An 18,251-nucleotide genomic window follows, 5' to 3' on the forward strand; every position below is an offset into this window, starting at 1 on the left:
AACACGATGATCAGACCGTACGCAGTCGTCGGAGCAACCGGAGGGCAGGGCGGCGCGGTGGTGGATGCCCTGCTGGCGCAGGGGCTACCGGTGCGCGCAGTGGTGCGGCGTCATTCGGCCCGCGCGGATCGGCTACGTGAGCGAGGTGCCGAGATCGTCGTCGCGAACATCACCGATCGGGAATCGTCCGCGGCTGCATTGAGAGACAGTGCCGGTGCGTTCGTGATGACGACGCCGTTCGAGGACGGTCCCGCGGCCGAATTGGCTCAGGGCGCAGCCCTCGTCGATGCGGCGATCGCCGCGGAGGTTCCGCACGTGGTGTTCTCCTCGGTTGCGAGCGCTGACCGCCGCACCGGCATACCGCATTTCGAGACGAAGGCCGAAACCGAGGCACTGCTGCGTCGAGCTGGGCTGTCGTACACGATCGTCGGCCCCACCTACTTCTACGACAACCTTCTCGGCGGACTGGACGACGTCAGGGCCGGCCGCCTCGATCTGCCCTTGCCGCTCCACACTCCACTGCAGCAGCTGTCGCGGCGGGATCTGGGGCGGTTCGTCACCCTCGTGTTGACCGAACCCGCGCACTTTCGCGAGATGCGAATCGATCTCGCGTCGGACGATCCGACGTTGGAGACCATGGCGAACACTCTCGGCGACGTTCTCGGAACCTCGGTGCAGCCGTATTCGAGCCGGGCACGGGACATAGGTTCCGAGGACATGAGAGCGATGTTCCAATTCTTGACCGACGTCGGATACGACGCGGACATCGACGGCTTGCGCACCCGTTATCCCGAGGTCGAATGGCAGACATTCGCGCAATGGTCGGCGGGACTGGCGTGAGCACCACCGACACCACGCCGGCAGCACCGTCCGCGTGGTCGCCGCTACGAAATACCGTCTACCGCAGCCTCTTCGTCGCACAGCTGGTCTCGAACATCGGCGGCTGGATGCAGACCGTCGGTGCGCAGTGGTTCCTCGTCGAACGTGAGGCGTCGACCACCATCATCGCCGCCGTGCAGACAGCAAGTCTGTTACCCACCCTGTTGCTGGCTCTGCTGGCAGGCGCGCTCGCCGACGCGCTCGATCGCCGCGTTCTGCTCATCGCGGTCGGTGCCGGTTCGATGCTGACCGGAATTGTGTTGACCGCACTGGCATGGACCGACACCTTGTCTCCGTGGGGATTGCTCGCCTGCACATTCGTATTGGGTTGCTGGACATCACTGTCCGCTCCCGCCTGGCAGGCGATTCAGCCCGAGCTGGTGAGCCGTGAAGAAATCCCGGCCGCCTCGGCGCTGGGCAGCGTGACCGTCAACGGGGCGCGGGCCGTCGGACCGGCGCTTGCCGGTGTACTGGTGGCATTGGCCGGGCCGACCTTCGTGTTCGCCATCAACGCCGCCTCCTTTCTAGCAACGTTGAGCGTGCTGATTGCATGGAAGCGCCCGAAACATCCACAAACGGATCGAGAAGGCCTTGCCGAGTCGATCCTGTCCGGGGTCCGCTACATCCGATCCGGCCCGATCGTTCGACGAATCATTCTGCGCTCGGCGCTGTTCGCCTTCCCCGCATCTGCATTGTGGGCGCTACTGCCATCGGCTTCGTCGTCGGTACTGAAACTGGGCTCGGTGGGATACGGCGTGTTGTTGGGCGTACTCGGGGTCGGAGCCGTGATCGGCGTTGCCGCGACGCCGATGCTCCGAAAACATTGCGGCGCAAACACCTTGCTCGTCGGCTCTGCTGTCGGGTACGGCGTGGGAATGGCCGCGCTGGCGTGGCTTCCGCTGTGGGCGGTGGTCCCGGCGCTGCTGTTGTCCGGCATCGCCTGGATCACGACGTTGACCGCACTGAATGCGTCTATCCAGCTTTCGCTCGCCACCTGGGTTCGAGCGCGCGGGATGTCGGTCTACCTCCTGGTCTTCATGGGTTCTCAGGCCATCGGCTCGCTCGTGTGGGGATGGTTGGCGTCGAAGACCGGCATCGTCGACGCACTCGCGGTCGCGGTAGCCGCCTTGGCATTGGTCGCTGCGAGTGTCGCAGTCCTCCCCCTGCGCCCCGAAACCGGCGTGCTCGACCGTGCGGTGTCCATGGCGTGGCCGACCCCGACCGTGATGTTCGAGCCCGATCCGGACGACGGGCCGGTACGGATCACCGTTACGTACCGAGTCGTCGACGACGCTCTCGAACAGTTTCTGACGTCGATGGCTCCGGTCGGGATCGCGCGGAAGCGAACGGGGGCGTTCGCCTGGAACCTGTACCGGAGTCTGGACGTCGAGGACACCGTGGTCGAGCAGTTCACTGTGCCGTCGTGGAGCCAGTACCGACGTCAGCGAGAAGAACGGTGGACCGGCTCCGACCACGACGTGGTGCAGAAAGCGCTGGCCCACACCGTCGACGGTGCTACGCACACCGAAACCCATGACATCGCACTGTCGGTGCGAACGAACCCGAACGGACAATGATGGACAACACACTCTCGGGCGTGGGGAATGTCTTCTACTTCGCAGACGACCTCGCCGCCGCCGTCGACTGGTACCGAACGCTCCTGGGCACCGACCCCGTCGACGTACACGAGCAACTCGCCGCGTTCGACGTCTCCGGAACCCGGCTCACCGTCCACGTCACCGATTCGTACAACCGCCCCGCGGGGACCGCAGGGTCGGTCTCGTACTGGAACGTCGACGACGTGGACGCAGTGGTCGCCAACTGCGTCGATCGCGGAGGCGTCGTGCATCGAGGTCCGAAATCGGTGTTCACCGGTGAACGTCTGTGCCAAGTTCTCGATCCGTTCGGCAACCTCATCGGGTTCAGACAGTTCGCCACCGGTAGGAAGCGCGCCTGACGAGACAGGCTCGCGCATAAAGCCGGCGAATTGGGTACACCCGCTCCATGCCCGAACTACCCGAAGTCGAAAACGCTCGACAGGTCGTCGAGAAAGCCCTCGGACGCGTCATCGTCGATATCGATGACACCGACTCGTTCGAGTGCCGCCCACACATGCCTGGCGATATCGCTCATGCCCTGAAGGGCGGCAAGCTCACCGAGGCATGTCGACGTGGCAAGGCGATGTGGTGCGAAACCGTCACCGCCGACGGGTCCAGCGGTCCGACGCTGGGAATCCATCTCGGAATGGGCGGCCGCGTCATTGTCACCGCTCCTGACGGCGATCGCACGTCACAGTACGGAGGCGGCGATCCGCACGTGGGCGAGCGCGACACCGACAAGCCCGAGTGGACACGCTTTGCCATGACGTTCGAAGACGGGGGTCAGCTCCGGCTCTTCGACAAGCGCCGGCTCGGCCGAGTGCGCCTCGAACCCGATATCGATGCGTTGGGGCCCGATGCTGCGGAGATCACGCGCGACGACTTCCGGCACCGAATCGGTTCCAGCGGAGCACCTCTGAAAGCACGTTTGCTGGACCAAGCAGCAATCGCAGGCGTCGGCAATCTGTTGGCCGACGAGGTGCTGTGGCAGAGCGAGCAATCTCCGTCCAGACGGGCAAAGACCCTCACCACCGAGGAACTCGACGAGCTCCGCGTTGTTCTGCGTCGCGCCATCAGGTCGGCGATCAAGAAGGGTGGCGTGCACACCGGTGAGATCATCCCGTTCCGCAAGGCGGACGCGGCGTGCCCACGATGCGGTGCTCCGATGACTCGCGGAACGGTGGGCGGCCGCACCACGTGGTGGTGTTCGCGCGAGCAATCCTGATCGGTTCCGCGCCGCTGCGTGCTGCTCGATAGCGCTGTAGGACAGCATTTTTCGGAATTGTCAAACACTGTTGAATGCGGCGCAATTCCGTTCGGGCACGTACCGTGTGGGCAGCTTCGGGTCTACCGAAGCGTTCACTCGGCTGGAGGTTGCATGCTTTCGACGACCGATAGGGGCCTCGCTCCGCAGGTCACCTACCTGCCCCGTAGGCACTGTTTCGCTGTCTGGCAACCTGATTCCACAAGGACGGCTACCACAGCGACGACGCCGATCGACCTTGCGCTACCCGATACGGGCGGCACCGTGACCGTACGGACCGTCGAAGCGCAGCTCGTCGAGCCGCGTCGCGTCGACCTCGAATCGGCACTGGCAAGGTCGGCAGACCTCCCGGAAAGCGCGTCGGCCCGGGGGTGGCTGGCGGTTCTGCACCATCTGGAGCAGCGGCCCCACTGCGCCGAGATTCCTACACCGCTGCTGTTATCACTCCCCCCGGCGGCGTACGCGGTACCCAACACGGGTGGGTCCAGCGTGTCGACCGCGCACGGTGCCGTCGACGCCCTACGCACCAGCCTGCACATGCAGGGCAGTCTCGGCGACAGTGCGTCCACTTTCACCCCGCGGCCGTATCAGGTGCACGGTGCGTCCTGGATTCCGACCGTCGGAGAAGCCGGGGGTGGAGGAATTCTTGCCGACGAGATGGGGTTGGGCAAGACTCTGCAGGCCATTTCCCACATGATTGTGGGAGCCTCGCGCGGTGAAGGCAATTTTCTGGTGGTGTGCCCGACATCCCTGATCAGTAATTGGCGACGCGAGATCGAGAAGTTCTCCGCCGGCGACCTGACGGTCAATGTCTACCGGGGACCGAACCGCTCGCTCGGTGGATGTGGCGAGGTCGGCTGCGTGACCGTGACCGGATATCCGACATTGCGCTCCGACACCGACCGTCTGGCCGAGATCAGTTGGAACACGGTCTTCTTCGACGAAGCGCACGTCATGAAGAACTCGCGCACGCAGGTTTCCCGTGCCGCGCGACGACTGAGCTCGACAACTCGCATTGCACTGACCGGCACCCCGGTCGAGAACCGCATGGACGAACTCTGGGCCCTGATCGACCTCACCAACCCGGGTCTGCTCGGGACCAGAGCACGCTTCACTCGGCGATTCTCCGCACCCATCGAGAACGCGGGTTCGGCGGCTGCGCTTGCACACTTGTCCCATTCCATAGCTCCGGTCGTCCTCCGACGGACGAAAGACGAAGTGGCGACCGACCTCCCACCCAAACAGCACATAGACGTTCTGTGCCCGATCACGAACGAGCAAGCGATGCTGTACAACTCGACGGTCGAGGCTGCATTCGACACCGGTTTCGGTTCTACACAACGCCGAGGGACTGCGGTGCTCGCTTTGCTGACCTCTCTGAAACTGATCTGCAACCACCCGGGTCTCGTGAACGGCAACATGTCTTCCTCGCCCGACCGTTCCGGGAAACTGGACAGGCTCACCGACATCATCGAGGAGCTCGCCGAATCGTCGCAGACCGCATTGGTTTTCACCCAGTACCGCAAGACCGGCGAGTTTCTCGCCGACCATCTCGCGCGTGTCACTGGAGCCGCCATACCCTTCTTCCACGGCGGACTCGACGTGGACCAGCGCGAGAAAATGGTGGACCAGTTTCAGGGCGGTAGCTGTCCCGTGATGGTGCTGAGCCTCAAAGCGGCCGGCTATGGGTTGAACCTCACCCGTGCCAGCACCGTCATCCATTACGACCGGTGGTGGAATCCGGCGGTGGAATCGCAGGCAACCGACCGGGTACATCGAATCGGACAGACCTCGCCTGTGACAGTCATGGCGCTCACCACCGAAGGAACATTGGAGGAGTACATTGCGTCGCTGCACGCCCGGAAGAAAGCAATTGCAGGGTTGACCGAGGGGAACAACGAGACAGCGCTTGCCGCACTGGATGATTCGACACTCAGACAGACGTTGTCGCTCCGATCGGTGGCACGGTGATGGCATCCACTCCCCTGCCTCCTCCGTTCGGTGCGACTCCATGGGGCAAGGAATGGCTGCGTCGAGTCGAGCCGATCACCGCTACCCGACCCAATCCGATGCTTCCTCGAGCGCGGAGCCTGGCTCGTAGCGAGTCGGTCGTCGTGGATACCAACACGATCGGTTCTATTCGCTGCGTGGTCTCGGCAGGAAAGAAAATCGAGACCGCGACATTTGCGGTGCCGCGCTATTCGGCGGCTCACAAAAGGACGGCTCTGCGCATCGTCACCAGTCATCCGACTCACGGCAGAGGCAGCGGGGATCTGCCCGACGCGCTTCACGCGGAGCTGGTATCGCGGGGTCTGGCACCGGTTCCCACGGACGTCTACACGGCATGCACCTGTTACAGCAGAACTGATCCTTGCGTTCACGTCACCGCAGCAACGTACGCGATCAGTCTGATCGTGGACCAGTCACCTACGACGGCGTTGGCCATACGTGGTCTGGACCTCGTCGAAGCCGCTGCGCCGACGGACTTTCCAGCTCGATGGATGCCCATCGAGAGCGTCGACGCAGCGGTGTTCTACGGCTGAACGTATGCCCGAAAGATCAGGACGTTGCCTCGACAGCGAGGCGTGCAAGTGTGTCGTTCAGCTGATCCTCGGTGACCAGGGGAAACCCGATCTGCTGGAGAAGCTTCTTGTCCGTGACCTTCGACCAGTCGTAGGTGTGCCGCACCAATGTTTCGTTGGGTCCCTGAGACTCCAGCTCCCACAACCACTCCCACCCGGGAGGCTCGTTGCCGGCCGGCGCGGTCTTCCATGCCAGTAGCTTGTCCTTGGCGTACCCGGTGACGACATTGTCGGTCTGGTATTCCCCACCCATGTGATCGCCCTGCATGTTCATCGTGAACTTCTCGCCGACCTTCTGAATTCGGTCTGCGTGGTCCACGCCGCGTACGAATCCCGAGCCGTCGAGTGCCTGATGCCGCTCGGGGTTGGACAGGACGTCGAAAATTGCGTCCACGGGCGCTTCGATGGTGCGTTCCACTGTCAGCTTTGCGTTCTCTGTCATATCTGCACGATGCCCAATACGCCGGATCCTCAATCATGGATACAGCCGAAAATAGGTGGACCGCGAAGGCTGCCTGGTGAGATGCTCGGCCGACACCGGGATTGCGGCACCCAGCGCAGCGGGACGGAGGCATGACGAGAATGTCCACCGATCTTGCTCCTTCCACTGCCACCTGGGTTCTCGAACACCTCGAACCCGGCGAACGTGTGACGGCCGTGGACTCGATGGCCGGAGGCATCACGGCCGAGGTGCGTCGGCTCACTGTGGCAGACGATCAGCACGCCGTTCGCGTGCTCGTGTTGAAGAGCTACACGGCACCGTCAGCGCAGGAGCACGCTGAGGAATGGATCAGACGCGAGGCTGAGGCTCTGACGTTGCTCGAGTCCGACAGCATCCCCACGCCTCTGTTGGCTGCAGCCGATTTTGCCGCGACGCAGTGCGCGCATCCATCGCTTCTCATAACCCACCTGCCCGGGCAACCGCTGTACGACGACGGCATCCAGACCCGTATCCGATGCTTGGCGCAGCTTCTTGTGGCAATTCACTCGATCCCCGTGAAAGCCGGGCTTCGCAGATACTCGACAGGGTCTACTGCAGAGAGCGCCGTCGTTCCACCGACCGCCGACACCGATATTTGGTCGGCCGCGACCAGAGTCATCGGCCGCCCACCGTCGCGCTCCCAGGCCCGGTTGCTGCACAGGGACTTTCAGCCCGGCAACGTTCTGTTCGACACAGGACCTACCGGGCCAGCCGTCTCCGGTGTGCTCGACTGGGCCGGGATTTGTAGCGGACCTGCGGATCTCGACGTCGCGCATTGCTGCACGAATCTCGCACTTCTGCACGGGCCGTTGTGGGGTTTGCGATTCGCTGCTGAATACACCGAGGCCGGAGGCGTCCTCGCCGCCGAATGGTCCGACCGTCGATATTGGCGAGTGCGAAGTTCACTTGCGTGCTCCGAAGAGCTGCATCAGTGGGTAGTGCCGTGGCGCGCAGCAGGCCGGACAGACCTCTCTGGACCAGTCATCGAGGATCGCTTGAACACTTACCTGGCGCTGACGATGAACGTAGATATGTGAAGCCGTTCAACCCGGGGTCCAGTCAGCAGCAGAGTCATTCATCAGATGTGTGAGTGGTCGCTTCCGGTGCAGAAGGCGTCCACGGCTTCAGCGGCTGCACGACATCCCGGTAGAACGCGTCGAGACCGTCGGTCACGCTACCGATGAAGCTGGCCGCCGACCCTGAGCGCTTGCTGCCCATCTTCGTCGGGGACGTCAGCGTGAAATACTGCAGCTCGCTGGTCCGGCCTGATGTGAGTGATTTCGTGTCTGCTCGTACAGTTGCCAGGTTCTCGCACGATACTTCGCTCGCGTCTGCGAACACGGCTTCGACCAGGATGTCTGCGGGAGCGTTCTTCAGTTGTCTCAGTAGCCATGATGCTCGTCTGAGCGCGGTCCCGTCGGTCGGCGCGTCGATAGCGGTACTGCACTGAATCTTGTTGGTACGCATATCGGCTTCGACGGTGACGTCTCCGGCAGCGTCGGGGATGCGCAGAGTGGCAGTAAGGCATCCGGAGGCCACGAGCTGGTCGACGATGTACTCGTTGCGTGCCTGAGGATCTCCGTTGAACTTCCTCGGAAGGTGATGCTTGACTGTGACGCCGAGATCGGCCGTCATCCTCAACGCCAGGTGCCTCGACAGCGACGCCCACGTGTTCGCAACCGACAGAGCTTTGACATCACTGGAGCGAGGGGTTCCCGCGGTGACGGAATCCCGGACCGCCACCCAGTGGCGACCCATGTCGACGAACTCTGTCGCACCGGATTTCGGGTGCGTCAGGTAGCGCACGAGCTCACTGAGGATCCACACCTGTAACGAGTCGGCGAGGTCCCCGTGCGACAGCAACATTCGGGCTTCGTGAATTACCTCGGACCACGAGATGTGTCGCAGGGAAACCTTGTTGAGCTTGGTCTTGTTGACCTGCACCGGAAGCTCGCCTGCAGAGGCCGGGATGTCATTGGACAGGCTGAGAACCGTTTCGTATCTGTGCCGTTTGGCGACATCGAGGTAGTTCTCGAGCTGCTCCTTCTGCAGCTTGCCTGTGCCTGTCTTCACTTCGAGCAATGCCGTCCATACCTGCCCCGCACGCGACACCCGGAAAACCCCGTCCGGAATGACCTTGCCTTCGCCTTTCACGAATTGCACCTCGAGGTAACCCTCGAATGGACCTGACGGTGCGCCAGCGTGCGCGCAGATCGCTCGGGCGAAGGGACGAACCGCTTGCATCGTTGCGATCAGTGCCGACGTGGCCCGCTTCTCCTGCTCTTCACCGGACCCGACGCCGGAAATGGAGAACAGCCGAGCCGTCTGCCAGCCCTCTCCCCCAGCAAGCGTGAATTGCGGCGGACTGGCCTTCTTCACGGACGGCTTCTTCGTTCGCACGCCGCGCTTGGTGGGTTCGACGTCGACAAGCGACACATCGACGAGCTCACCGTTCTGGTCCGTAGCCTGTACGTGCGAATCCGCGACCTCGACGACGACCACATCGTCGGCACCGCCTTCCGGTTCGCCGTCGTCGACGTCCACGCCGAAATCCGTTGCGAGCCCTGCAAGCCCGGATTCCCAACCCTGCCCGACCGCGCGCAGTTTCCAGACACCGGCCCTTCGATACACCTCCCCGAACACCAGCGCACGTTCGGCGGTGGCGTCGGCAGTGAGGAACTCCCCCAGCACCGATCCGGTTTGATCCCGTACTTGGAGCGACAACTTTCCGAAGTCGCCCAACGGAGCATTGTCCGAGCTACCCGCTATGACTACTTTCTCGATATCTGCTGGGAGAGAGTCGAGATGGATCGACAGCCGTTCCTGTTTGCCTTCATCGGTGCTACTGCTGCCGAGATAACGCACTGATGCGTCGGCAGACTCCGATTGGTTGTAGAACACGAAGTCCGAGTCCGACCGAACGTGTCCGGTCGATGTCACCAACAGCGCGGATGCATCGAGGTCTCGCTCCGGGTCGACCCACGACACGATGACATCCAGCTGTGTCGCCTCGTCCGGTAAGGAAATATTCTGGCCCTTGACGAGAATGGGTGAACTCACGCTGACACGCTCCTGTCGGCAAACGGACTTGCGTTGCTCACCCTATTCACAACGCACCGGTGTCAGTCGCCCTCGCTCGACATTCATTCGTTCGATCTACGGCTAGGCCGATTCGGTCCGAGATCAACGATCTGTGCACCCTGCTGTGCGCTAGCTGCCTGTCCCCCACATCGACTCAAATTTTCCGACCGCACGGTCTCCACTATCGTTCGCACCATGTCTCTGGCTTCGAACAGACTTCGTACACTTCTACTCGTCGGTGCGGTGGTTACGCTTGCGCCTCTCACGGCTGCACCTGCTCACGCCGGAACACCTGAGCCGAGCCCGCCGCCCATGACATGTGCAGGCTGGTCGGTCGAGACCGTGACAAGCGGACTCGACGAACCCGAGAATCTCGAGCCCGACGGAGCTGGCGGGTTCTTCGTATCCGGAGCCTCCAGCATCGTGAACGTGGATGCAGACGGTCACGTCGACCCGGGACTCGACAACCTCGCGGCTCCGCGGGGGATGCAGTTGCACGACGGCATCCTCTACTTTGTTGCCGGTCCAGGGCTTTCGCAATTCGACACCCGTACCGGCGAGGTCAGCGCGGTGACCGACATGGCGGCTCACGGACTTCTCCGACTGCCGAACGGGGACTTTCTCACCACCGACGTGGGCACGGACATCGGCTCGCCTTCCCGGGGTCTGACTCGGTACGACCCAACCGCCGGCGACGTCGAACAGAACTGGTCGCCCGTTCCTCGATCAGAAGGGTTGGCGCTCAGCCCGGACCACAGCCGGGTGTACACCGACGATCTGTTCACGGGCCAGGTCATCGAAGTACCCCTCGAAGCACCCGACGACTGGTCTGTGGTGGCTACAGTGCCGGGATTCTTTCCGGGACTCGACGACCTGACCATGTCCGACGCCGGCACGCTGTATGTCGCCGCACACGTAGAAGGTTCCGTGTACAGCATCGACCCCAGGACAGGGACAACATGCGTTATCGCAGCTGGTATTTCGCCAGGATGGACGGGACCGAGTTCGGTACGCATCGGACCGTCAGCCAACGGATGGTCACTGTATGCAACCGTGTTCGACGGCACACTCCGACGCCTCACTCCCCCGCCCGGCGTGGATCTTGCACCGGTGAGATCCTGACCCGGTAGCCCTGCAGAACCTGAATACCACTGCGATCCGGGACATCGACTCAGCCTGGACAGCCACGTGTTCGCCTCGGCTATCTGTCGTTGCCGAAGAACCACCAGGTAAGAACTATTGCTATGACCGCCGCGATGGCAAACATGACGGCGTTGAGCCAATGCGGGTTGCCAGTGTCGAGATCTGCCAGTGCCATGAGTATTCGCCCATCCGTCCACCCTTGTGGACAAAACCGACTTCGACGGTCGAGCCTATACACACTGGAACGGATGAGTCCTCATCGCTCGACATCTATCCGTTCGCTCCACTGCACTGCTCACTGGAATCGAGTGGCCTTCAGTATCCGCTTTCTTCGGAAAAGCCCCCCAGAACGGAGACCGCTACTTGATGAAGTCACAGATGTTGCCCCGAGAAGTGTTGTATACGAGCTTTTTTCGTGTTGACGAAGAACTGAGCGGGAGGCGCGGGCAGGTAAGGACGATGACCACCGAGGCACTGCACATGACTACCGACAACACCCACAGGAGAGGCTCCCGGCTTCGGAGAACACCTATCACCGTGTGATTGCTCGGCAAGGTGTGTCAAGGACGACGAACTCGTCGACGCCGCGCCGCGCAGCCGACACGTCGAAGCCTTACTCGTCGACTTCACGGGGCCGTCCAGTACGCGACGGCCGGCCACCAGAAATCTGATCGACACGCAGTACAGTCCCCGCTCATGAACTATCGGCAATGGGAGCGAGCAAGCGAATGGCCGCTTGCCGGATCGGCTCTGACTTTCCTTGCGATCTACACCTGGACCGTACTGAGCCAGCCAACCGGCACTGGGGCACAGGTCGCCGAGTATGCGATCATCGCAATCTGGGCTTTGTTCGGCATCGACTACCTCGTGCGACTGGCCCTTGCGGAGCAACGCGCACGCTGGTTCGTGCGGCACCTGCACGAACTCGCCATCGTCGCCCTGCCTGTACTACGGCCATTACGACTGCTCCGTCTTCTTACCTTGGTCAGCCTGCTGCAACGCTCGATCGGTGGCGCGCTGCGGGGGCGGGTAGTCACGTATGCCGTCGCCGGAACTTTGCTGTTGGTTTTCGTCGCGTCACTCGCAATGTTCGACGCCGAACGCGCCGAACCAGCCGCGACTATCAAGACTTTTCCCGATGCCCTGTGGTGGGCAATCGCCACTGTTACGACAGTCGGCTACGGCGACTTCTCACCGTCCACCGCGACGGGCCGTTTCATCGCCGTCGGGCTCATGGTTGCAGGCATTGCATTGCTCGGAGTCGTCACAGCCACCCTGGCGTCATGGCTCGTCCAAAAGGTCGCCGAGCAGGACGACGCGAACCAGACCGCGACGCAGCAGCAGGTGGCCGAGTTGACCTCGCAAATCGCTGCGTTGCGAATCGAACTCGCGTCGCGATCCGAGGGGCTCGGTACGGCCGCGTCCACGACACCCAACAGTGCAGGGCGAATCGACACGCACTGATCGAAGCTGATCTACCTTCGGTGCCTCAACTGAATTGAGCGACAGATATCCATATCGCGGCGTTGAACGGCAATGCTCGCGTTCCGAGCGTCAGCACTCACCATCGGTGGGTTCGGCCGACTCGACGAACTATTGCGCGTGTCTACTTTTCGGCGAGACCTGTCGCCGTCCCCAAGTATTCGCGTGAGTCCCGGAACGTCTGCGCTACACCGCGTCCAGCGATCGCGTGGTACCGACTGATTTGGTCGTCATCGAGAGCATCGAGAACAGTGCTGGAATCTGCGTGCATCCAACCACCGTCTTGGACCAGTTCGTGGGCGCGTTTGCCGTGCAGGGCAGAAATTCCCTCGACTCTGATCCCCTGGGGATCGGTCGACGCCGCAAGGTAGTAGGCCTTCTTGCCGGGGTAACCGGCCTTGACCTTCTCACGCAACCGGAAGACAGCGGCGGCTGCGTCGTCGATGGCCGACGCCTGCTCGTCGGACCCGGCTTCGGAGGCCGAAACTCGCGCGATCTCCGCGTCCAGCGCAGCGAGCAAAGTGGCGAGGTACTCGAGATCACTCATAGGCCCATGATGCCCTAGTGCAGTGCGCTCTCGAACCAGCACCTGACGGAAAGAAATCGACTATGCCTCCGCCTCTGGGTCCGCGACGCGACGTACCGATACCCTGACCGTCTACAACTCCGCGACCGCGCCGGGTTTGTCCCTCGCAGTTTGGGGGGTCTATTGGGTCCTGTCGGAAGTCCTGATACCCGCCGGTAGGGTCATGCGCCGCCGACGACGCGGAGCTGTCCGGACGGTTCGTTGCACTACCTGCAGCTCCCGTCGATGTAGTCGTGGCCGTCTTCACGTTCGCACTCATCCACCGCGCATCCGCTGCCGCAAGACAGCATCTGTCCACATCTGCACCGCTCGCCGTCGCACCCCGGGTGGTGAAGCGTTCGCGGCGGGGCACCGCAGTCGTGGCATTTGCTCCTGCCGTTGGGTATTCGACTGGGCCGCCACGTGCAACCCACTGAATCGAGCATTTCCAGATCACACGCCATGCAGATCGCCATGCCGTGCAGAGTCGCACAGAGCACCGACACGAAAATTCTTCGATCGAACTCCATGATGCAACATCCCTGTCCGCGGGCACCGCCGTGGATAGGCACAGCCCTGAGAATCGACAAGTGAGGCATGTCGAACGACAGTTTCACGACCTCGACAAGAGGCCACGCCTCGTAGAAGGGTTCTGCACGTTGGCAGTTCTGAGATGATTTCCCGATGCACCGGATCCGGCTGATCTTCGCACTCGTCGCGCTGACACTGCTCGCCACAGGATGCGCCGACGAGCCCGCACCCGAGCCGACACCGGTGGTCGTGGCATTCGACGACGGACGGGGCCAACTGTTCGTCATGAACCTCGACGGTTCCGGCTTGCGTCAGGTCACCCCGACCGTGGGCGAAGACAGCCGCGACCCGAACTACGCGAACGGCGCTGCCCTCTCCCCCGATGGCGAGCATCTCGCGTACGCCCGAGGCCGATTCATCGAGATCCTCGACCTCGAGTCGGGTGAATCGAAATCGGTATTCGAAGGTGGCTACCAACCGGCTTTCTCACCCGACGGATCCAAGATCGCGTTCACCGCGAACGGCGGCATCAACATCATGAACGTCGACGGGTCCGACGCACACGTCATCGCGCAAGAAGAGTCGGCGTTCGGCGCGACATTCTCGCCCGACAGCTCACGGGTTGTCTACGTCACCGGCGGCTACCTGAACGAAGTACCTGCCGACGGCGGTGAATCGACAGTGCTTCTGCGCGACCAGTTCTGGAACTCCGACCCGGCCTTTTCGCCTGACGGGTCGACGCTCGTCTTCTCCAGTAACCGAGGCGGCAACAACGGCTCGGAGATCTACGCAATGCCCTCCGCCGGAGGGGAGATCACGCCTCTCACCGATACCTACTCGGTACATCCGAAGTTCACGCCCGACGGCTCGCGCATCCTGTACGACCGAGCGGTCACACAGACGGGTGAACTGGTGACCGATGTCGCTACCGGCTCTCAGGCCGAGATTGCGTCGATGAACCCCGACGGGTCCGACCAGAAGCGGCTGACTCCACGCTCTCTGAGCGGTCAGATGCCGACCGTGGGCGGGGGACGTTGACCCGCAAGCTATTTGGCATGTTCGGGGTTCGCTCCGCCTCGCCCCGCGTTCAATCTGCAAGATCGACTACGCCCAAGGGCCGAGAACCGGGTCAGTCCATGCACCGAGTTTTCCGCTACTGGCTATGTAGACCGCCGCAGGCGACAATTGCTCGTGAGCACAGTCCGGTCAAGACGTAACCGATACAGGCATGGGGTGTCCGCCGTAACGGTGACTCGAACGGGCTCGTTGACAACAGCCATTAGGCAGTGACGACGGTGAAATGCTGTTCGTGCAGCTGATCCGCTGTCGTCCTGGCCAGGACTACGCGGGGCCTTTACCGTGGATGGTATGGCGACTTTCGCAGACGATCCGCGCGGTACCTACGCTCGTTACATCACCGCCTGCAACGAACGGCGTTTCGGCGACCTCGACGAATTCATCACCACCGATGTCGAAGGTGTCCGCAGCGGCATCGACGGCTACCGCGACGGCCTTCGAGACATCACAGTCGCGTTCCCCGACTTCAGCTGGTGCATGGAGGACTTGGTCGTCGAGGGCCGGTCGATGGCGGCTCGCCTGACGGATACCGGCACCCACCACGGCGAGTTCGATGGGATCGCGGCGACCGGCCGGTATGTGCAGATCCAAGAACTAGCGATGTACCGGCTCGATGACGACGGCAAGATCGCGCGCTGCTGGGGAGATCTCGAGGCTTCATTGCGCTGTGAACTGCTGGGCCGCGGAGAATAGCTGGCTGCGATCAGCGAAGAGACATACGAGGAGTTAGCGAGCGCGGTTCAGCGGCAGTAGCGCAAGTCGTCAGATCTACGCTTTTGCAGCGTCACGTCCGGCGTCAACGGGTCCACGTGTAAACGTGAGCGGTCAGACAGCGGCTTCGAGACCGAAGCGCATTTCCGCCGTGTTCTAGTGGAACAGTGGACTGGGTCGAGAAAGAACTAAGGGTCGCTGGTCTTACCGGTACCTGCACAGCGGTGGGTGTCATGCTCCCCTGGGCCCTCGAAGGGACCTTGCTCCGGTTGGCGCTGCTGGTGTTTCCTGCGTTCTGCGGTGCCGTCGCCGGACTGTTGGTCGGTGTGATCGCAGTCGGTGGTGGACGCTTCGCCTTGTGGTCGAACCGGATGTGGGCCGCACGATCTCGCCACACCTGGCGACACCGATTCGCCGCGTGCACCGCAGCAGCGGTCACGCTGGCGACCTCTCTCGCATTGTGCTGGCTGGTCGTCGCTGGCAGTGAAATCCTCACCGACACAGATGTCTTCCCGTCCTGGTGGATCTCACTGGCAGCGATAACGGCGGCGAGTTACCTATTCGCCTACCTTCTCGCTCCCACGACGGACTGCGCCGCCCGAACACAGGACGGCTTCGGAGAGGTCTAGGTTCCAGCCCCGGTCCTTGCTCGGCCTCATCCTGGCGTGTGTGAGCCGCTGAACACCGTCGATCTGTTGCGATCAGAAGAGATGAGGCGGGGTAATAGTGTCGGACAGTCCGTGCTCGACAACACTATTCCACTTTGCGGTATCGGCCATACTGGACACATGGCAAGTCGTGGAGTGGTCCGCACCTGGAATCTGCGCGAGATGCACGGTGTGATCGATTCGGACGACACTCCAGGGGGATGCTGGACATTTGGGGCGACGGTCGCGATTGCGGGATTCCCCAGCCTGGACGAAGGCCAAGTTGTCGAATTCGAGTGGCGACCAACCGACGAGCTCGACCAGAGTTACAACTTCATCACACTTCGCGCGTGGCCGGCAGGTGTCGAGCCGGTGGATCGCCCGTCCGGCTCATCAGCGTGGAACATCGACGCCGATGGCAACGTCCTAGAAGAGACGGACTTGGATTTCCCCGAAGAGCCGCGGATCGGGACCGCGGCGAGTGGCATCGTGTCCGCCTGGCACGGCGACGAAGGCTGGGGCGTAATCGATTCCGCGGGTACCCCTGGCGGATGTTGGACTTACTGGAGTGCCCTGCACCCTGACGAGGTGATCGATTCGCAGGGCATGGGTCAGTTCAACATACGAGGAGGCATCCACGACCTCATCGTCGGCGAGAAGGTCGACTTCGAGTGGGAGTCCGTCACAGATCAGGATGGGTACAAGTTTCGCGCGATCAAAGTGCGACCGCGGAGGGAGATTCCGCCGTGGCAGATCGAGTGGATCCCGTCGTAACAGGGACCTGGAGGTTTCCGTGCGTCCTACGACCGTGGCTGCGTCAGGTCACGGTGAAGCGGACAGTGTTGCCGGCCGGATCGAGCAAGGTCGTATTCAGCGGTGCGTCAGTTGTCACCGTCAAACCCGCTCTACCGGAACCGATATCGATCGCTATCTGCTTGCTCCATTCGCCGCCTTCCGGGGGCACGGATCCGATTGCGGCGGAGTTGAGGGGCACCATCCACGAGCCCCCGGTCGGTTTGGCATCGCTGTACGGGTCGGCCCAGGGTGCATCGAAGTTGTTCATGTTCACGAACACGGTGAGTGGACAGTCGCTGGTGAAGAATGTCCGCCAGGTCAGCGTGACCACCGCGATGCCCGGCCGATCGTGCGGTGTGTACACGTCGCCGCCCACCTCGCCTGCGCACGGTAAAGACATCTCTCTGCCGAGCGAAATGTTGTATGGGAATGGGGTGAACTCCTGATGGTGGGCTGACGCCACCCCCGGCATACCGAGCAGCGCAGCCCCGAGGGCAGCGCCGACAACTGTGGTTCGCACGGTCCAAGTTCGAGTCACGAAATGGACATTACGGTAAGGGCCTTTCGTTGGGGCCGGGGATCGGTCTCGTCCAGTTTTCTGACCGGCAACCCCTCATCTACGGGCAAGCAGGTGATGGGTTGACGGTGTCGGTATCCCAGGCGAGTTTATGCGTGACAGCTACGGCCAGCGCCTCGAGCTCGACGTTCGTGAGTATTGCGTCGATGCACGAGGTCGACGCACCGATGTAGGTCGTCATCAGGTCGATGTCTGTTGCCGTACACCACGCCTTATCATCCGGCCACCACAGGTGGGCGCTCATTCCAAAGGGAAACTGAGCGCTGGCACCGAACTTTGTGTCGGCGAGGCCGATACTGCCTGCGAAGAGCACCACATTTCGAGACGGCACCGGCAGTGAAGCTCATTCGACGGTAAGTCGACATACCCAAATCCTTCCCAGTGCCCGAACCGGCACTCCGCCAGTGCCTGTGTGAAGCGTCGGAGAGTGTCTGCCAAAGCCCGGGTGGTGTTTGTCGGCAACGAACCTTGGATTGAGGGTTCGTGCCAAATGCCCTCCTGTCCACCGGCGTGCCAGCTACCCACGATGGAACCCCACTCCATTGCCGGGTGCGCGAGCCGACCGTTGGCTCGGGAGACGGCCGACCAAGTGACCGGTTCATCGTCGATAGTCCTCGCCGGGTGAAAGATTCGCGCGTACGACGGGAAGATGATTTGGAATCAGTGCGGCCACACCACTGCCGAATTTTCCGATTTCTTCGAGGAGCCACGCCCTTGCGCCGACGTCGTCGGCCACCCGTAGTCCTCGTTCGTCCGAGTCCTGGGAATCGGTCGTCATCGGATCCCACGCCATGTGCCCACTAGATCACACGAAGCCGCATGTCCTGGCCTGCAGATA

The 18,251-nt window shown here is 62.3% G+C and carries 19 protein-coding genes; 13 read left to right on the top strand and 6 right to left on the bottom strand.

The window, feature by feature from the left end; genetic code table 11:
- The first annotated feature begins 6 nt into the window (after positions 1-6).
- From E4P29_RS21870 to E4P29_RS21895, 6 genes are all read left to right on the top strand, one after another.
- Complete coding sequence (locus tag E4P29_RS21870) at positions 7-840, top strand: NmrA family NAD(P)-binding protein (RefSeq protein ID WP_135047192.1); 834 nt, start codon at positions 7-9, stop codon at positions 838-840.
- Positions 819-2,456, top strand: coding sequence for an MFS transporter (locus E4P29_RS21875; RefSeq protein ID WP_245154453.1), 1,638 nt, complete (start codon positions 819-821; stop codon positions 2,454-2,456). Before E4P29_RS21870 ends, E4P29_RS21875 begins: the two co-directional genes overlap by 22 nt.
- 20 nt (positions 2,457-2,476) lie before the next feature.
- The gene (locus E4P29_RS21880; protein ID WP_032391588.1) at positions 2,477-2,836 is read left to right on the top strand and encodes a VOC family protein; all 360 of its coding nucleotides are present in this window, start codon (positions 2,477-2,479) and stop codon (positions 2,834-2,836) included.
- A 47-nt stretch (positions 2,837-2,883) separates the two neighbouring features.
- Entirely contained in the window at positions 2,884-3,702 is an 819-nt protein-coding gene (locus E4P29_RS21885; protein ID WP_027497198.1) for a DNA-formamidopyrimidine glycosylase family protein, read from the top strand.
- 303 nt (positions 3,703-4,005) lie between these two features.
- Positions 4,006-5,712, top strand: a complete 1,707-nt coding sequence (locus tag E4P29_RS21890) for a DEAD/DEAH box helicase (RefSeq protein WP_167735577.1) — start codon at positions 4,006-4,008, stop codon at positions 5,710-5,712.
- Positions 5,712-6,284, top strand: coding sequence for a hypothetical protein (locus E4P29_RS21895; protein WP_135047195.1), 573 nt, complete (start codon positions 5,712-5,714; stop codon positions 6,282-6,284). Before E4P29_RS21890 ends, E4P29_RS21895 begins: the two co-directional genes overlap by 1 nt.
- Positions 6,285-6,300: 16 nt before the next feature.
- Here the strand turns inward: E4P29_RS21895 and E4P29_RS21900 are convergent, their stop codons facing one another.
- Complete coding sequence (locus E4P29_RS21900; RefSeq protein ID WP_027497200.1) at positions 6,301-6,765, bottom strand: SRPBCC family protein; 465 nt, start codon at positions 6,763-6,765, stop codon at positions 6,301-6,303.
- A 140-nt stretch (positions 6,766-6,905) separates the two neighbouring features.
- Between E4P29_RS21900 and E4P29_RS21905 the strand changes: the two genes are divergently transcribed.
- On the top strand, positions 6,906-7,841 hold the full coding sequence (locus E4P29_RS21905; protein ID WP_135047196.1) for an aminoglycoside phosphotransferase family protein: 936 nt from the start codon (positions 6,906-6,908) through the stop codon (positions 7,839-7,841).
- Between the two features lie 34 nt (positions 7,842-7,875).
- On the opposite strand, the gene E4P29_RS21910 is transcribed toward E4P29_RS21905, so the two are convergent.
- Positions 7,876-9,864, bottom strand: coding sequence for a TerD family protein (locus tag E4P29_RS21910; RefSeq protein ID WP_135047197.1), 1,989 nt, complete (start codon positions 9,862-9,864; stop codon positions 7,876-7,878).
- 363 nt (positions 9,865-10,227) lie between these two features.
- On the opposite strand from E4P29_RS21910, the gene E4P29_RS21915 reads away from it, so the two are divergent.
- Positions 10,228-11,007: an SMP-30/gluconolactonase/LRE family protein gene (locus tag E4P29_RS21915; RefSeq protein WP_245154446.1), complete on the top strand. Its 780-nt coding sequence runs from the start codon at positions 10,228-10,230 to the stop codon at positions 11,005-11,007.
- Positions 11,008-11,724: 717 nt separating this feature from the next.
- Positions 11,725-12,492 carry a potassium channel family protein gene (locus E4P29_RS21920; protein ID WP_135047199.1) on the top strand — a complete coding sequence of 256 codons (768 nt, stop codon included), beginning with the start codon at positions 11,725-11,727 and terminating at the stop codon, positions 12,490-12,492.
- A gap of 142 nt (positions 12,493-12,634) precedes the next feature.
- Here E4P29_RS21920 and E4P29_RS21925 read toward each other — a convergent pair whose 3' ends face one another.
- The gene (locus E4P29_RS21925; RefSeq protein WP_048320302.1) at positions 12,635-13,057 is read right to left on the bottom strand and encodes a hypothetical protein; all 423 of its coding nucleotides are present in this window, start codon (positions 13,055-13,057) and stop codon (positions 12,635-12,637) included.
- A gap of 702 nt (positions 13,058-13,759) precedes the next feature.
- On the opposite strand from E4P29_RS21925, the gene E4P29_RS21930 reads away from it, so the two are divergent.
- The 4 genes from E4P29_RS21930 (at position 13,760) to E4P29_RS26455 (ending at position 16,815) form a co-directional block, all read left to right on the top strand.
- Positions 13,760-14,644 carry a PD40 domain-containing protein gene (locus tag E4P29_RS21930; protein WP_135047200.1) on the top strand — a complete coding sequence of 295 codons (885 nt, stop codon included), beginning with the start codon at positions 13,760-13,762 and terminating at the stop codon, positions 14,642-14,644.
- A 330-nt stretch (positions 14,645-14,974) separates the two neighbouring features.
- The gene (locus E4P29_RS21935) at positions 14,975-15,376 is read left to right on the top strand and encodes an ester cyclase (protein WP_032408465.1); all 402 of its coding nucleotides are present in this window, start codon (positions 14,975-14,977) and stop codon (positions 15,374-15,376) included.
- A gap of 251 nt (positions 15,377-15,627) precedes the next feature.
- Complete coding sequence (locus E4P29_RS21940; protein WP_135047201.1) at positions 15,628-16,023, top strand: hypothetical protein; 396 nt, start codon at positions 15,628-15,630, stop codon at positions 16,021-16,023.
- A gap of 159 nt (positions 16,024-16,182) precedes the next feature.
- Positions 16,183-16,815: a hypothetical protein gene (locus E4P29_RS26455; RefSeq protein ID WP_135047202.1), complete on the top strand. Its 633-nt coding sequence runs from the start codon at positions 16,183-16,185 to the stop codon at positions 16,813-16,815.
- A 43-nt stretch (positions 16,816-16,858) separates the two neighbouring features.
- Here the strand turns inward: E4P29_RS26455 and E4P29_RS21950 are convergent, their stop codons facing one another.
- From E4P29_RS21950 to E4P29_RS26465, 3 genes are all read right to left on the bottom strand, one after another.
- A complete protein-coding gene (locus E4P29_RS21950; protein ID WP_032387380.1) occupies positions 16,859-17,374 on the bottom strand; it encodes a hypothetical protein in 516 nt (171 codons plus the stop codon).
- Positions 17,375-17,453: 79 nt separating this feature from the next.
- On the bottom strand, positions 17,454-17,729 hold the full coding sequence (locus E4P29_RS26460) for a hypothetical protein (RefSeq protein WP_032384295.1): 276 nt from the start codon (positions 17,727-17,729) through the stop codon (positions 17,454-17,456).
- A gap of 282 nt (positions 17,730-18,011) precedes the next feature.
- Positions 18,012-18,206 carry a hypothetical protein gene (locus tag E4P29_RS26465; protein WP_135047203.1) on the bottom strand — a complete coding sequence of 65 codons (195 nt, stop codon included), beginning with the start codon at positions 18,204-18,206 and terminating at the stop codon, positions 18,012-18,014.
- Between the last annotated feature and the right edge of the window lie 45 nt (positions 18,207-18,251).

Origin of the sequence: Rhodococcus sp. 1R11 (genome assembly GCF_004563845.1) — a bacterium.
Taxonomy (GTDB): Bacteria; Actinomycetota; Actinomycetes; order Mycobacteriales; family Mycobacteriaceae; genus Rhodococcoides.

Excerpts from the sequence above, each read along its gene's own strand:
- E4P29_RS26455 (WP_135047202.1), top strand. The coding sequence starts at position 16,183 with ATGGCAAGTCGTGGAGTGGTCCGCACCTGGAATCTGCGCGAGATGCAC.
- E4P29_RS21935 (WP_032408465.1), top strand. The coding sequence starts at position 14,975 with ATGGCGACTTTCGCAGACGATCCGCGCGGTACCTACGCTCGTTACATC.
- E4P29_RS21895 (WP_135047195.1), top strand. The coding sequence starts at position 5,712 with ATGGCATCCACTCCCCTGCCTCCTCCGTTCGGTGCGACTCCATGGGGC.
- E4P29_RS21870 (WP_135047192.1), top strand. The coding sequence starts at position 7 with ATGATCAGACCGTACGCAGTCGTCGGAGCAACCGGAGGGCAGGGCGGC.
- E4P29_RS21930 (WP_135047200.1), top strand. The coding sequence starts at position 13,760 with ATGCACCGGATCCGGCTGATCTTCGCACTCGTCGCGCTGACACTGCTC.
- E4P29_RS21925 (WP_048320302.1), bottom strand. The coding sequence starts at position 13,057 with ATGAGTGATCTCGAGTACCTCGCCACTTTGCTCGCTGCGCTGGACGCG.
- E4P29_RS21905 (WP_135047196.1), top strand. The coding sequence starts at position 6,906 with ATGTCCACCGATCTTGCTCCTTCCACTGCCACCTGGGTTCTCGAACAC.
- E4P29_RS21900 (WP_027497200.1), bottom strand. The coding sequence starts at position 6,765 with ATGACAGAGAACGCAAAGCTGACAGTGGAACGCACCATCGAAGCGCCC.
- E4P29_RS21920 (WP_135047199.1), top strand. The coding sequence starts at position 11,725 with ATGAACTATCGGCAATGGGAGCGAGCAAGCGAATGGCCGCTTGCCGGA.
- E4P29_RS21940 (WP_135047201.1), top strand. The coding sequence starts at position 15,628 with ATGCTCCCCTGGGCCCTCGAAGGGACCTTGCTCCGGTTGGCGCTGCTG.
- E4P29_RS21875 (WP_245154453.1), top strand. The coding sequence starts at position 819 with ATGGTCGGCGGGACTGGCGTGAGCACCACCGACACCACGCCGGCAGCA.
- E4P29_RS21885 (WP_027497198.1), top strand. The coding sequence starts at position 2,884 with ATGCCCGAACTACCCGAAGTCGAAAACGCTCGACAGGTCGTCGAGAAA.
- E4P29_RS26465 (WP_135047203.1), bottom strand. The coding sequence starts at position 18,206 with ATGGCGTGGGATCCGATGACGACCGATTCCCAGGACTCGGACGAACGA.